We start from the raw sequence: 13013 nt of genomic DNA on the forward strand, positions 1-13013 counted from the left end.
ATGACCGAGGTTGCTGCCCATGCATCAGATCGACCTTCCGCTATCCGCTGGCTACGACGAAATGCTCGATGCCGCCCAGTCGGTGCGCCCGCATTATCGTGAGTTTTTTGATTGGCTCAACGCCCAGACGCCCGCCATGCTGGCGCAGCGGCGCCGCGAGGCGGAATTGCTGTTTCATCGCGTCGGCATCACGTTTTCGGTGCATGGCGATGAAAGCGGCAACGAGCGGCTGATTCCGTTCGACACCATCCCGCGCATTATTCCGGCCAACGAATGGGCGCATCTTGAGGCGGGGCTGCGCCAACGGGTGCAGGCGCTCAATCTGTTTCTGCACGATATCTATCACGACCAGAACATCCTCAAAGCCAAAAAAATTCCGGCCGATCAGGTGCTGGTGAATGCGCAGTTTCATGCTGCGATGTGCGGTATTGATTTGCCGCATCAGATTTACGCGCATATCGCCGGCATCGACGTCATCCGGCATTCCGACGGCGAGTATTACGTGCTGGAAGACAATCTGCGTGTGCCCTCCGGCGTGTCTTATATGCTGGAAAACCGCAAGATGATGATGCGATTGTTCCCTGAGCTGTTTGGCCGGCATGCGGTGGCGCCGGTCGAACATTATCCGTCGGTGCTGCTGTCAACGCTGCGGCAATCGTCGCTGGAAGACAATCCCACCGTGGTGGTCATGACCCCGGGCCATTTCAACAGTGCTTACTTTGAGCACGCGTTCCTGGCGCAGCAAATGGGCGTCGAGCTGGTGGAAGGCCGCGATTTGTTCGTCAAGGATCTGCGCGTGTATATGCGCACCACCGCTGGCCCCAAGCAGGTGGATGTGATCTACCGGCGGCTGGACGATGTGTTTCTTGATCCGCTGGTTTTCCGTGCCGATTCAATGCTGGGCGTGCCGGGTTTGCTGGCGGCCTATCGCGCGGGCGGCGTGGTACTGGCCAATGCCATCGGCACCGGGGTGGCGGATGACAAATCGATTTATCCCTATGTGCCGGACATGATCCGCTTCTATCTGGACGAAGAACCCTTGCTGCGCAACGTGCCCACCTGGCAATGCCGGCATCAGGACGAACTAGGCCATGTACTGACGCACCTGGATGAACTGGTGGTGAAGGAAGTGCACGGCGCGGGCGGCTACGGTATGTTGATCGGCCCCAAAGCCAGCCGCGCCGAGATCGAGGATTTCCGCGAGCGGCTCAAGGCCAATCCGAGCAATTACATCGCGCAACCCACGCTATCGCTATCTACCTGCCCTACCTTTGTGGACGAAGGCATCGCGCCACGCCATCTGGATTTGCGCCCGTTTGTGCTCACCGGCAATACCGTGCGCATCGTGCCCGGCGGACTGGCGCGGGTGGCTTTGCAAAAGGGGTCGCTGGTGGTGAATTCGTCGCAAGGCGGCGGCACCAAAGACGCCTGGATCCTGGAAGCCTGAACGGAGATCACTGCCATGATGTTAAGCCGCACTGCCGATCATCTGTTCTGGATGTCGCGCTACCTGGAGCGTGCCGAAAACCTGGCGCGTTTGCTCGACGTGAGTCTGTCATTGGCGCTCTTGCCGCAAGCCAAAGGCGCGCGCGCCGAAATGCGCGCGCCGCTGGTCATTACCGAAACGCTGGAGCGCTTTAATCAACGCTATTCCGCCATCACGCCCGAAGCGCTGTTGCAGTTTATGGCGCTCGATCGCGAAAACCCGGCCAGCATTCTGTGCTGCCTGCGCCATGCACGGGAGAACGCCCATGCCGTGCGCGGCAAGATCACCGCGGAAATGTGGGAGAACATCAATGCCACCTGGCTGGAAGCCCGCCAGCTCGAAGCGAACGGTATCGGCAACGTGGCGGATTTTTTTGATTGGGTAAAGGCGCGCTCACATGTGTTTCGTGGCATTGCCTATGGCACGATTTTGCGCGGCGACGCGTACAGCTTTATCCGGTTGGGCACTTTTATCGAGCGCGCCGACAACACCGCGCGTTTGCTCGACGTCAAAGCCAGCTTGCTGACCGACGCGGCCACCGAAGACAAAGCACAGGATTACTACGCCTGGGCCGCTTTGCTGCGCGCCTTGTCGGCCTATGAAGCTTATCTGGAGGTCTATCGCGAAGGTCCGGCCATGGAATCAGTGGCCGAATTGTTGATTTTGTCGCCGCGCCTGCCGCGTTCTTTGTGCGCTTGCCTCGATGCCATCTGCAAGATTCTCGATCAGATCGAGGGCGACAACGGCCGCCTGGCGCAACGCGATGCGCACAAATTGCTGAACACCCTTAAATACACGCGCGCGGAAGAAATCATGGCCAGTGGGCTGCACGAATATCTGAGCCAATGTCTGGCGCAGATCAATGCGTTGGGCGGCACCATCGACCACGCCTATCTACGGGTGGCCTGAGCATGCATCTGGAAATCAAACACGAAACGGTTTACCGCTACGACACCCCGCCCGCCTACAGCGTGCAATTGTTGCGCCTGACGCCGCGTGCGGATCCCGGCCAGGCCGTGGTCAACTGGCATCTGGATGTACCGGGGCCCACCCAGTCCACCATCGACACCTTTGGCAACCGCGAGCACGTGCTGACGCTGGAAGAGGCCACCACCGAAATCCGTATCGTGGCGCATGGCATTATCGAAACGCGCCCGGCCAATCCGCCGCATAACGCACTGCCGCCCATGGTGTTTCGCAAAGTCACCCCGCTGACCGAACCGGACGAAGCGATCAAGGCCTTCGCGGGCAAATATCGCAAACTGGTGGCGCGGCATGGCCGGCACGGGCTGATGGATATGATGGCCGACTTGCTCGACCATATGCCGTATACGCCGGGCGAAACCGACGTCACGACTTCGGCGCGCGATGCTTTCCGGCTAAGCCGCGGCGTGTGCCAGGACCATAGTCATGTGTTTCTGGCGTTATGCCGTTTTCTCGAAATTCCGGCGCGCTATGTGAGCGGCTATCTCTACACCGAAAACGATCACCACGTGGCCAGCCACGCGTGGGTGGATGCCTTTACCGACGAGCTATGGCATGGCTTTGATACCAGCAACGGCTGCACGCCTGACGAACGCTATGTGCGGCTGGCGATCGGCCTCGATTATCTGGACGCCTGCCCGATCCGCGGTCTGCGCCGCGGCGGCGGCGACGAGATCATGGAAAGCCACACCCGCGTGCGCCACGCCATCGAACGCGAATCGGCGCAACAACAAAATCAGCAATGACACACTGATTGCGGCACGGCAGGCAGCCACGCAATTCGTTGGTTACAATTCAGGACATCCAGACCAGTTTGCGGGTGTACCGATCAATGACGTATTGCGTGGCCATGGCCCTGAAAGACGGGCTGATTTTTGCCTCAGACTCGCGCACCAACGCGGGCGTGGACCATATCGCCACGTTTCGCAAAATGCATATTTTCGAGATGCCCGGCGAACGCCTGATTGTGCTGCTGACCGCAGGCAATCTGGCCACCACGCAAAGCGTGATCAGCTTGCTGGAACAACGCTCGCGTACCGAACTGCACAATTTGCTGAACGTGCACACCATGTACGACGCGGCCCTGCTGGTCAGCGAAACCATTCGCGAAGTCATCACGCGCGACGGCCGCGATGAGGCCATCACCCATGGTATCGATCTGACCGGTTCTTTCATCATGGGCGGGCAGATTCGCGGCGAAAAACCGCGCCTGTTCAATATCTATCCGCAGGCCAACTTTATTGAATCGACGCTGGATACACCGTATTTCCAGATCGGCGAATCCAAATACGGCAAGCCCATCATCGACCGCGTGGTGCAGTGGCAAACTCCGCTGGCCGAGGCACTTAAATGCACGCTGATTTCGTTTGATTCGACCATCCGCAGCAATTTGTCGGTGGGCTTGCCAATCGATCTGTTGCGCTACCAGGCCGACAGCTTTGCCCCCACCCAGCCCTACCGCATTGAAGAAACCAACGTCTATTTCAACCGCATTCGCGAATCCTGGGGCCAGGGTTTGCGCAATGTGTTCAGCCAGATTGCCAATGCCGACTGGTTCGACAAATTGTGAGTTTCTGAGAAAACAAAAATTCAGATTTATCCTGGATGCGGCGCCTGCCCGGCGGGGCAGAATCGCGGTCATTGCACAGCCAATCACGACGCGCAGCAGCCCGCTGTGATCGGTGCAAAGCACTTCTGGCCACCCCGGTGTGGCTGAAATCTGCCGCACAAGGATTGCACCATGCCGTACCACGCCCACGAACTACCCGGACGCAACCCCACCAGGCCCAGGTACATCAAACCGCGTACCCCGCGCAGTCCGCGTATGGATGCGGCCGAACTACGGCTGAACCATCTGGATCGCAATGTGGATGAACTCAAAACCGACGTGACGGTTTTGCGTGCCGACGTTGCCACGTTAAAGACTGATGTTTCAACGCTGAAAACCGATGTTTCCACACTAAAAACCGACGTATCGGGGCTGAAGCTTGATGTTTCAACGCTGAAAGCGGATGTCTCCACATTGAAAACCGATGTCTCCGCGTTGAAAACCGATGTTTCCGCGTTGCAGATAGACGTGTCCACGCTAAAAGCGGATGTCTCCAGGCTGAAATTTGACGTTTCCACCCTGCAAATCGATGTCACCGCACTGAAATCTGATGTCTCGGCCCTCAAAACCGACGTTGCCGGCCTCAAGGTGGACATATCCGGCATGCGTGCCGAGATAGCAGGCATCAAAGAGAACTACGCCACCAAGGCCGATCTACTCTCGCTGAAATCCAGCCTGGTGATATGGGTAGTCAGCACCATGCTGGTGGGCCAGGTGATACAGCCGGTGATCAAGCAGTTGGGCGGATAAGCGGGCAGCGGCTGGCGCATAAAAAAGGGAAGGCCCTGCGGCCTTCCCCTGGTGTTAGCGCATTGGGGGCCTTGCCCCGCATCGCTTATTCGTCGTTCTTCTTCAATTCTTCGACCAGTGCCACATATTGCGTCATGGCGTCGTCGTTGCTGGTGCCTTTGAGCTTGGCCCATGCGTCGTATTTGGCCTGAGCCACAAAGTTGATGGCCGACGGGCGATCACCGCTCACATCACCATCGGTGGATTGCTTGTACAGCGCGTACAGCTTGAGCTTGGTTTGCACATCCGGTGCGTCATTCAGTTGCACCACTTCTTCTTGCGCAGTTTTGAACTGCTCGGCCAGCGTCGACATCGAGAGAGTCTCCATCAAACAGTCGTTTTAATTTGCCCGGCTGAGTATAGCGCCGCCCCTGCAGGCAAACCACTTTCAAACTGACAGGCGTGGGAAAACCCCTAGTCGGGCCCAATCCGCCTTAATACGCGCCGTGTCCGCCCGTTACGCTGCGGATGGTCTTGCAGATAATGGCGATGTCGTACCACAGGTTCCAGTTCTTGACATACCAGGCATCCAGCGCCACGCGTTCATCGTAGGTGGTGTCGTTGCGGCCAGAGACTTGCCACAAGCCGGTCAGGCCCGGCCGCGATTCCAGATAAAAATCCACCCGATCGCCATAGCGTTCCAGCTCGGCTTCGATAATCGGGCGCGGGCCGACCAGGCTCATTTCGCCTTTGAGCACGTTCCACAATTGCGGAATTTCATCGAGGCTGGTGCGGCGCAGAAACTGGCCGATGGGCGTAATACGCGGATCATTCTTGAGTTTGAAATCACGATCCCACTCGGCGCGCGCAGCCGCATCGCTGGCCAATAAATGCGCCAGGACGTCCTGGCTGTTATGCACCATGGTGCGGAACTTCCAGCATTTGAATGGCTTGCCATTCATGCCGATACGGACATGCCCAAAGAACACGGCGCCCGGCCCGCCCTGGCGTTTGATTTGCCACATCGCATAGACAAACAGCGGCGACAACAGCAGCAGTCCGACCGCCGCACCACACAGATCAAACATGCGCTTCATCAGCATCAGCGAGCGCACGGTCAGATTATTGGTCACGCGCAGCAACAGCACTTCGTGGCTGAAAAAGTGATACGGCACCACGCCAAACAAGGGCAGTCCAGCAATAGGCGGAATCACATGGATGTCTTTGTAGCGCAAGGACAATTGCTCGACCTGACGCGACAAGGCTTTGAGCTCTTCTTCATCCACCGCCACCACCACATGCGGCCGCTGGTTGGCATCCAGCCACGGCACCAGCCCGTCCGGCTGCAGCGCTATCACCGGCAGGATGTTGTCGTTGACCACAATTTGCGCCGGGGCGGACTGGCTGACGGCAAGGAAGGCTTCGATCTGAAAGCCCAGCAAGCGCTCGCTTTTCATGGCCCGATACGCCGCGATGGCGTTTTCGCCCGTGCCCACGATGACAGTGGGCATTTGCCAGACGCCAATCTGCAGCAACCACGATTTGGTATACGAGCGCACCCACGGCAGCAGCACCAAAGCCACACCCCAGGACACTGGAAACAGAAAGCGCGACACGGTGAATTTGCCCAGTAGCACCAACATGCCGTTAAGCAAACCGGCCAGCAACAAGGCACGCAGGATATCGAGCAACTCATCCCAGAACGGCAGGCGCAGGCTGTAATGACCGCGCCACCAGAAATTGCTTACCGTAATCAGCGCCAGCAGCAAAAACGCCATGCCTTGCTGCTTGCCTTCCCATGCCCACCACAGATCGAAGCTGGCGCTGATGCGCTGATAGCGGAACGCCCATAGCAGCAACAAGGCAATGCCAAACGACACGGCCAACGCGGCAAAATCGGCCAGCGCCAGCAAGGGCTTGGCGCGTTCCGGGCCACGATACTTGAGGATCTGTTCACGCACGCTTAATGCGCTCCCGCGTGAGGAAGGGATTGGGGGTCATGCACTTTGGGTTCCACCACAACGCCATAGGCGCCATAAAGCGATGCCATCATGACATCGAGAGAATAATGCGTCGCCACAAACTGGCGGGCATGCGCGCCCAGGGTTTTGCGGGCATGCACATCGGCAGCCAGCAGCGCCAGGCGGGCGGTGAAGTCTGCCGCGGTCTGTGCCAGATAGCCATTGAGGCCATCCCGCACCAGATCGCGATTGCCGATTACATCGGTGGCCACCACCGGCAAACCCGCGGCCATCGCCTCCAGCACCGCCACCGGCATGCCTTCCCAGCGTGAGGTCTGGATATAGATGTCCAACTGCGCCATGCGCGCCAGGGCATCGGCGCGTGGCACCCAGCCGCACACCTTGACGCCCGCTGCGCGCAGCGCCACTTCGCCTTCGGCGTCACCCCCGCCGATCCAGACAAACTCGATCTGGCCCGGTTTGCCCAGCGCCGCTGCGATCTGGGCAAACAGTTCCGGATTACGCGCCAGCGTTACCCGGCCGACGGTGCCGATACGCACCACGCCATCGCTGCTGCCGCTGGCCTGCGGGATGGCATCAAAATCGACGGCGTTATGCACTTCCACCACATGCGGGCCGAGATTGGCGCGGATCTGTTCGGCCTCGCCCGGCGAGCAGGCCACAAACGTCACCGGCGTGCGCGCAAGAATTTTTTCCAGCAACAGAAACACATTGTTCTTCCAACGCCCCTCTGCCCGTTGCAGAAACGACAGGCCATGCGGCGAAAAAAACCAGCGCGGGCCGCGATAGACCAGACTGACTATCCGTCCCAAAGCGCCCGCTTTGCTGGAATGCAGATGCACCACATCAGGCGCGATCTGCTTCAGCGTTGCCACCAGCAAACGCCCGGCCTTGAAATCGCCGAGCGGCGAGATCGCCCGCGTCATCGGCAATTGCGTCATTTGCACGCGCGCATCAAACAACTCGCGCCAGTTGGCGGGCGTTTCTTCGCGCACGCTGTGTATTACGTGCACGGCAAAGCCATCCGCTACTTGTCGGTTGGCCACGGCCAACACCATAGACAGCGTGCCAGCACCAAACGATTCAACCACATGGACGATGCGCGTCATGACGAAGCCTTGTTGCGCAAGCGCGATTTGAGTTTAAAGATCAGCCGGTACGGCAATAACAGAATCGCCAGCGTGCGCAGCATGCCCACATAAGCCGCCAGCCCCCCGCCGGCCCGATGACGCCATTGCAGTTGCAAACGGCTGCGCAGCTGGATATCGCGCTTGGAATGCGAAATGCTGCCCGGATCGAGTTCGTAATCGATAACCACATCAGCCAGGTTGGCGGTCTGGAAATGCCGCACAAATTGCCAGAACAGCGCGTAGTCTTCGGCGGCCGGCGCATCCAGCGGGTACAAGCCGGTGGTGGCCAGTGCCGTGGTATTAAACATCACGGCCGGGTGGATAAAGGCCGAATTGCGCCGCATGGTGCGCACGATGGCGGCGTGTTCCGCCGGATGGCGCAACACAAATTGTTCAGCGCGGGTCTGCGGATCAATCATGCTGGCCGCCCCGCCCACCAGCGCGACCTCGGGATGAGTGTCCAGAAACGCCATCTGCCGGGCGAAGCGATCGGGCCGGTTGGTATCACCGCAATCCAGCCGCGCCACGCGGGCATAGCCGCGCGCCAATATCCAGTTGAGCCCACTATTGAGCGCATGCTCAATGCCACGGTTTTGTGGCAGATACAAAAAACGCAGCACGCCTTGCGCGCGGAAAGCGGCGCGGGCGGCGGCCTCAGCAACCGGCGCGCGCGCGCTGCCGTCATCCACCACCAGCACGTCACATTGTTCGGACGGGCCGATACTGGCCAGCGAGCGCACCAGCGCCTCGGGATTGTTGTAATGCGGGATCAAACAAATCAGACGATTTTGCGATTCACTCATGATGTCTTCAGGCCCAACTGGTTTTGCCCAGCCACTGCTTGACGCGGCGCGCCAGCGAGAATGGCACAACCATCCATACCAGCGGCTTGAGCAAGGTCAGCCATGAGCGCGGCGAGGCGTCGATATATCGCGCCAGCAGGCGAAAGCGCGACCATTGCTGGCGCCGCCGTTTCGACAATGAAATCCCCGCCGTGGTGTACTCGGTACGCACCAGCACTTCGGGCAGATTGGCGGTCTGGTAACGCGCCACAAACTTCCAGAAGTAAGCAAAGTCTTCCGCCGCTGGATAGTTGGTCGGATACAAGCCGAGCGCGCGTATGCCCGCCACCCGGAACATCACGGCCGGATGGGTAAACGCGTTATCGATATGCATCTGCCGCACAATTTGCGCGTGCGTTTGCGGTTGTTGCAGCGTAAAGCGGTCGCCACTGGCATCAAAAAACACCACGGCGCTGCCTAACAGATAGACCTCAGGATGCGCATCCAGAAACGCCGCCTGCCGCGCGCAGCGGTCCGGCAGGTTCAGATCGGCCACATCCAGCCGCGCTACATATTGGTAGTCCGCAGCAAGAATGCCTTGCAAGCCGGTATTGAGTGCGTGCTCGATGCCCTGGTTGTGCGGCAGATAAACAAAATTCAGCGTGCCCTGCGCGCGCCAGGCGGCGTGGCAGGCGGCCTCATCAATGCGTGCGCGTGTGCTGCCGTCATCGACCACCCAGGCGTCGACCGGCTCGGTCACGCCGACCGAAGCGAGCGACTCGACCAGTCCTTGCGGGTTGTTGTAATGCGGAATCAATAATGCGATGCGGTTCATCGGGCTTGGACATCCAGAACGGGGCGCGTATTCAACAACGTGGCCCAACGGTTCAGCAAGACCGGCGCATCAAAGGCATGCGAGCGCAATTTAAGCCGCGCCGACAAGGCCGGGTGCTTGGGTTCTTGCGCCAGGATCACTGCGGCCAGCGCAGCACCGCTGGCCTCTGCGGCGACAAAATCTTCGGGCGCGTCGCCGAACAATTCCACCACGCCGCCCGCATTGGTCGACACCACCGGCAAGCCGGCTTTCATTGCTTCCAGCACCACCAGGGGGCAGCCCTCAAACCACGAGGTCAGCAGCAAAAAATCGGCACGTTGCATAAAAGCGCCGACGTCATCGCGTGCGCCGGTAAATTCAATCAGTTGCTGCAGACCACGGCGTTGCGCTTCGCTTTCCACCCAGCCGCGCAAAGGCCCGTCGCCCACCACAGTGAGCCGGGCCAGACGGTCGCGTTCGACCAATGCCGCCAGCGTATCCAGCCACAACGCCGGTTGCTTCTCCACATCGATGCGCCCCACAAACAGCAAACGCAGCGGGTTAGCCGGATACTGCGGCGGGCGCAGCGCAGCGTCTTCGACAAAATTGGGGATAACCTGCCAGTGCGCCCCTTCGGGCTGGCCTAACCATTGCGCCATCGAAGCACGCGCGTGTTTAGACACAAACACCAGCTCCTGCAGCTTGCGGTACAAAGTCTGGCAGGCAAACCGGTGCACCGGATTCATATGCGCGTTGCGATCCAGATCGCCCAGCGGCCCATGCACCCAGCCTATCAGCCGCGTCGGCAGGCCGCGCGTGGCCGCCCAGGCCATATACAGCGGCATCAGAAAGGTCGCGGCGATAACCACATCGCTTTGTCGCGCCAATGCGCGCGCCGCGCGCCAGCCCGCCAGCCAGGTCCATGGTTTTTTGGGATGCCACACCGTGGACAGATCCACCACCTTGAGATGAGCCGTGCGTTCCGTCCAGCGATTGGTCGCGTCGCCCAGGGTCACCAGCGTGACATTAAAGCCGCGTTCGCGCAGGCCCTCGCCCACCACGGCGGCGCAACGTTCAACACCGCCCAGACCCAGGCCGCGTAAAAAGATCGTGATATTCATGTCGGTCCACCGGGGCGGCGCAGATAGCCGTCCAAGGCATGTTTAAGCCATTGCTTCATAAAAAAACTGCGGCGGCTGGCGGCAAATGGCAGCGTGCGGCGCAAGCGTTTAACCACCTTCAGCGTAACGCGCGCCGGGCGCGTACGTTGCCAGGCTTCGATCCAGGCTTCGGCCAGCACACCCGCGCCTGCCGGGTACATCGCGGCCAGGCCCAGCAACATCCATGCATAGGTGGTGAATTCGTCGGCCGACAAGGGCGTGCCTGGCTCGGCATAACGGGCGAATTCACTCACTTCGATATTCGGCGGCAACAAGCCAGCGGCATAGGCGCTACGGATGCGCTGCGCGGTGTGGCGTAATTCGTCGCGTTTGGTCTGGGTAATCTGCCCGGCGTGGCAGCGATAACGCAGCAAGGGGCGCGGCACATTAATAAAACGCGCACCGCGCATGGCCAGTGCGCACCACAGGGCGTAGTCCTCGGCATGCACGGCCGTGGCGTCATACGGGGTTTCGCGCAGCAGGCTGGCGCGCACCATCACACTGGGATGCGCCAAGGGCACATTGAACAACAATTGTAGTTTGATCGAGGCGTCATCGACCGGCGTTTGCCACAGGCCGGAGCGCTCGCCAAAAAAGCTGACCCAGGTGCCGCAGACATCGGCTTCTTGCTGCGACAAGGCCAGCAGTTGCGCCGCCAGGCGTTCAGGCTCGGCCAGATCGTCGGCATCCATGCGCGCAATCCAGGGCGCCCGGGCCAAGGCGATCGCTTCGTTCAAGGTGGCAATCAGGCCGCGATTGGGCCGCGAGATCACGGTAAACCGCGGATCATGGTTGGCGTGCGCCCACAAGATGGCCGCAGTGGCATCGCTGGAGCCGTCATCGATGGCGATGCATTGCCACTCGCGCAGCGTTTGCGCGCTCAGACTGTCCAGCGTCTCTTGCAAAAAAGCCGCGCTGTTATAGCACGGCAGAATGATGGCGACCGCGGGCGAGGTCATTGCAGACGGGCCTCAGCCAGCACCACCCGGGCTCGCCACCAGAAGGCCACCACGATAAAGGTCTCTACCGCCAGCACCACTTGTGCCGCACGGATAGCGCCGGCGCCGGGCAGCAACAGCATCAGCGCCACCACGTTGGCGACGCCAGCCAGCATCAGCACACGGCTGAAATAACGATCATGGCCAAAAGGCAGGAGCGATTGCATGCCGAATAAATAGCTGAGTGCGCCCAGCAACACAATCGGGGACATCCATTGCATCACCGGCGCCGCGGCCGCCAGGTCGTGGCCGGTGAGCAAAGGCATCAGCCACGGTGAGCCGATCAGCAAAACCAACGTCAACACCAGCCCGGCGCCGCCCTGGATAAACATGGCTTTGCGTATCAGCGCAACGGCTGCCGGTTTGTTCTGCTGTGCCAGTTGCGAGATGCGCGGATAGGTCGCCTGCACCAGCAAGCTGATCAGGCCCTGAATGTTGTAGAGCAATTTATTGGCAGCGGCAAAATAGCCGACTTCGTGCACGCCGCAATACATGCCCACCAATGTGGTGGTGGCGGCGGTGTACAGCACATTGGACAAGGCCGACAAAAAGAACGGCCAGCTCATGCGCAGCGACGCCATTATTTCGTTTTGTGTCGGCTTGATCCACGCCGGACGCGCCAGCTTCCACTGCGTGGCCCACCAGAATGCACCCGCAAGAATCAGCGGCAGAGCCTGCAGGATGACGGCGATGCCGACATCGTCGGGGCCGCGTACCAGCCAGAACAGAAAGCCCAGCATCGAGGCGCGCCCCACCACCCCAAAAATCGAGGCCAGCCGCAGTTCTTCCATGCCCTGAAAATAGAACAGCGGAAACACCACCGACGCCACGATATTGAGCATGGAGAAAGCAAACACCGGCGCCAGCGCGCGCCACTGGGGCACCACCGCGATAGCCAGTACCAGCAACACCATCGAAACCAGCGCCAGCATGGATTTGGCGATCATGGTGCGCCAGAAAATCCGCGACACTTCGGCGTCGTTACCACGCGCAACGGCCACCTCGCGGGTGGCCGATAAATCAAAACCAAAATCGGTGAGCAACAAGCCGTACTGGATAACTGAGGCCGCGTAATTCATCGCGCCAAAGCCATGCGCTTGCAGCGTGTGCGTCAGAAAGGGATAAGTCGCAAAAGACATCAGGTACTGCATGCCTTTTACGGCATACAGGGCCAGGATGTTGCTGGCCATACGGCGATCGATCATAAGGTGCGCGGCGTCATCTGCTAAAAAACAACCCGTGCGACAGGCACGGGTTGGCTGTAAACAGGTTGGATTGTATGGAATGATTTTTTCCGTCGTGTAACGGAAGGCACATCGCTATACGCGCCGCCAGCAAT

The 13013-nt window shown here is 59.8% G+C and carries 13 protein-coding genes; 5 read left to right on the forward strand and 8 right to left on the reverse strand.

The genetic code is table 11. From position 1 onward, the window contains the following. Positions 1-19: 19 nt before the first annotated feature. The 5 genes from ACYQ1A_RS09305 to ACYQ1A_RS09325 all read left to right on the forward strand — a co-directional run bounded on the left by ACYQ1A_RS09305 (position 20) and on the right by ACYQ1A_RS09325 (position 4829). Positions 20-1447 carry a circularly permuted type 2 ATP-grasp protein gene (locus ACYQ1A_RS09305; protein ID WP_499361804.1) on the forward strand — a complete coding sequence of 476 codons (1428 nt, stop codon included), beginning with the start codon at positions 20-22 and terminating at the stop codon, positions 1445-1447. Between the two features lie 15 nt (positions 1448-1462). Further along, positions 1463-2395: an alpha-E domain-containing protein gene (locus tag ACYQ1A_RS09310; RefSeq protein WP_499361805.1), complete on the forward strand. Its 933-nt coding sequence runs from the start codon at positions 1463-1465 to the stop codon at positions 2393-2395. A gap of 2 nt (positions 2396-2397) precedes the next feature. Then, positions 2398-3216 (forward strand): transglutaminase family protein, encoded by an 819-nt coding sequence (locus tag ACYQ1A_RS09315; protein WP_062224261.1) that lies wholly within the window; start codon positions 2398-2400, stop codon positions 3214-3216. A 104-nt stretch (positions 3217-3320) separates the two neighbouring features. Beyond that, a complete protein-coding gene (locus ACYQ1A_RS09320; protein WP_499361806.1) occupies positions 3321-4040 on the forward strand; it encodes a proteasome-type protease in 720 nt (239 codons plus the stop codon). Between the two features lie 171 nt (positions 4041-4211). After that, complete coding sequence (locus tag ACYQ1A_RS09325; RefSeq protein ID WP_499361807.1) at positions 4212-4829, forward strand: hypothetical protein; 618 nt, start codon at positions 4212-4214, stop codon at positions 4827-4829. Between the two features lie 85 nt (positions 4830-4914). On the opposite strand, the gene ACYQ1A_RS09330 is transcribed toward ACYQ1A_RS09325, so the two are convergent. The 8 genes from ACYQ1A_RS09330 to ACYQ1A_RS09365 all read right to left on the reverse strand — a co-directional run bounded on the left by ACYQ1A_RS09330 (position 4915) and on the right by ACYQ1A_RS09365 (position 12879). Continuing rightward, the gene (locus ACYQ1A_RS09330; protein ID WP_499361808.1) at positions 4915-5196 is read right to left on the reverse strand and encodes an acyl-CoA-binding protein; all 282 of its coding nucleotides are present in this window, start codon (positions 5194-5196) and stop codon (positions 4915-4917) included. Between the two features lie 106 nt (positions 5197-5302). After that, complete coding sequence (gene wbaP / locus ACYQ1A_RS09335; protein WP_499361809.1) at positions 5303-6769, reverse strand: undecaprenyl-phosphate galactose phosphotransferase WbaP; 1467 nt, start codon at positions 6767-6769, stop codon at positions 5303-5305. Positions 6770-6771: 2 nt separating this feature from the next. Beyond that, complete coding sequence (locus ACYQ1A_RS09340; RefSeq protein ID WP_499361810.1) at positions 6772-7899, reverse strand: glycosyltransferase; 1128 nt, start codon at positions 7897-7899, stop codon at positions 6772-6774. Further along, the gene (locus ACYQ1A_RS09345; protein ID WP_499361811.1) at positions 7896-8723 is read right to left on the reverse strand and encodes a glycosyltransferase; all 828 of its coding nucleotides are present in this window, start codon (positions 8721-8723) and stop codon (positions 7896-7898) included. The genes ACYQ1A_RS09340 and ACYQ1A_RS09345 overlap by 4 nt, the downstream gene beginning before the upstream one ends. Positions 8724-8730: 7 nt before the next feature. Continuing rightward, the gene (locus ACYQ1A_RS09350; RefSeq protein ID WP_499361812.1) at positions 8731-9537 is read right to left on the reverse strand and encodes a glycosyltransferase; all 807 of its coding nucleotides are present in this window, start codon (positions 9535-9537) and stop codon (positions 8731-8733) included. Then, positions 9534-10637 (reverse strand): glycosyltransferase, encoded by a 1104-nt coding sequence (locus ACYQ1A_RS09355; RefSeq protein ID WP_499361813.1) that lies wholly within the window; start codon positions 10635-10637, stop codon positions 9534-9536. Before ACYQ1A_RS09355 ends, ACYQ1A_RS09350 begins: the two co-directional genes overlap by 4 nt. Then, positions 10634-11635 (reverse strand): glycosyltransferase family 2 protein, encoded by a 1002-nt coding sequence (locus ACYQ1A_RS09360; RefSeq protein ID WP_499361814.1) that lies wholly within the window; start codon positions 11633-11635, stop codon positions 10634-10636. Before ACYQ1A_RS09360 ends, ACYQ1A_RS09355 begins: the two co-directional genes overlap by 4 nt. Then, positions 11632-12879 (reverse strand): flippase, encoded by a 1248-nt coding sequence (locus ACYQ1A_RS09365; RefSeq protein WP_499361815.1) that lies wholly within the window; start codon positions 12877-12879, stop codon positions 11632-11634. Before ACYQ1A_RS09365 ends, ACYQ1A_RS09360 begins: the two co-directional genes overlap by 4 nt. Positions 12880-13013: the final 134 nt, after the last annotated feature.

It is taken from the genome of Silvimonas sp. JCM 19000 (assembly GCF_054652575.1).

Coding starts and splice junctions, on each gene's coding strand:
- ACYQ1A_RS09305 (WP_499361804.1), top strand. CDS start 20: ATGCATCAGATCGACCTTCCGCTATCCGCTGGCTACGACGAAATGCTC.
- ACYQ1A_RS09310 (WP_499361805.1), top strand. CDS start 1,463: ATGATGTTAAGCCGCACTGCCGATCATCTGTTCTGGATGTCGCGCTAC.
- ACYQ1A_RS09315 (WP_062224261.1), top strand. CDS start 2,398: ATGCATCTGGAAATCAAACACGAAACGGTTTACCGCTACGACACCCCG.
- ACYQ1A_RS09320 (WP_499361806.1), top strand. CDS start 3,321: ATGGCCCTGAAAGACGGGCTGATTTTTGCCTCAGACTCGCGCACCAAC.
- ACYQ1A_RS09325 (WP_499361807.1), top strand. CDS start 4,212: ATGCCGTACCACGCCCACGAACTACCCGGACGCAACCCCACCAGGCCC.
- ACYQ1A_RS09330 (WP_499361808.1), bottom strand. CDS start 5,196: ATGGAGACTCTCTCGATGTCGACGCTGGCCGAGCAGTTCAAAACTGCG.
- ACYQ1A_RS09340 (WP_499361810.1), bottom strand. CDS start 7,899: ATGACGCGCATCGTCCATGTGGTTGAATCGTTTGGTGCTGGCACGCTG.
- ACYQ1A_RS09345 (WP_499361811.1), bottom strand. CDS start 8,723: ATGAGTGAATCGCAAAATCGTCTGATTTGTTTGATCCCGCATTACAAC.
- ACYQ1A_RS09350 (WP_499361812.1), bottom strand. CDS start 9,537: ATGAACCGCATCGCATTATTGATTCCGCATTACAACAACCCGCAAGGA.
- ACYQ1A_RS09355 (WP_499361813.1), bottom strand. CDS start 10,637: ATGAATATCACGATCTTTTTACGCGGCCTGGGTCTGGGCGGTGTTGAA.
- ACYQ1A_RS09360 (WP_499361814.1), bottom strand. CDS start 11,635: ATGACCTCGCCCGCGGTCGCCATCATTCTGCCGTGCTATAACAGCGCG.
- ACYQ1A_RS09365 (WP_499361815.1), bottom strand. CDS start 12,879: ATGATCGATCGCCGTATGGCCAGCAACATCCTGGCCCTGTATGCCGTA.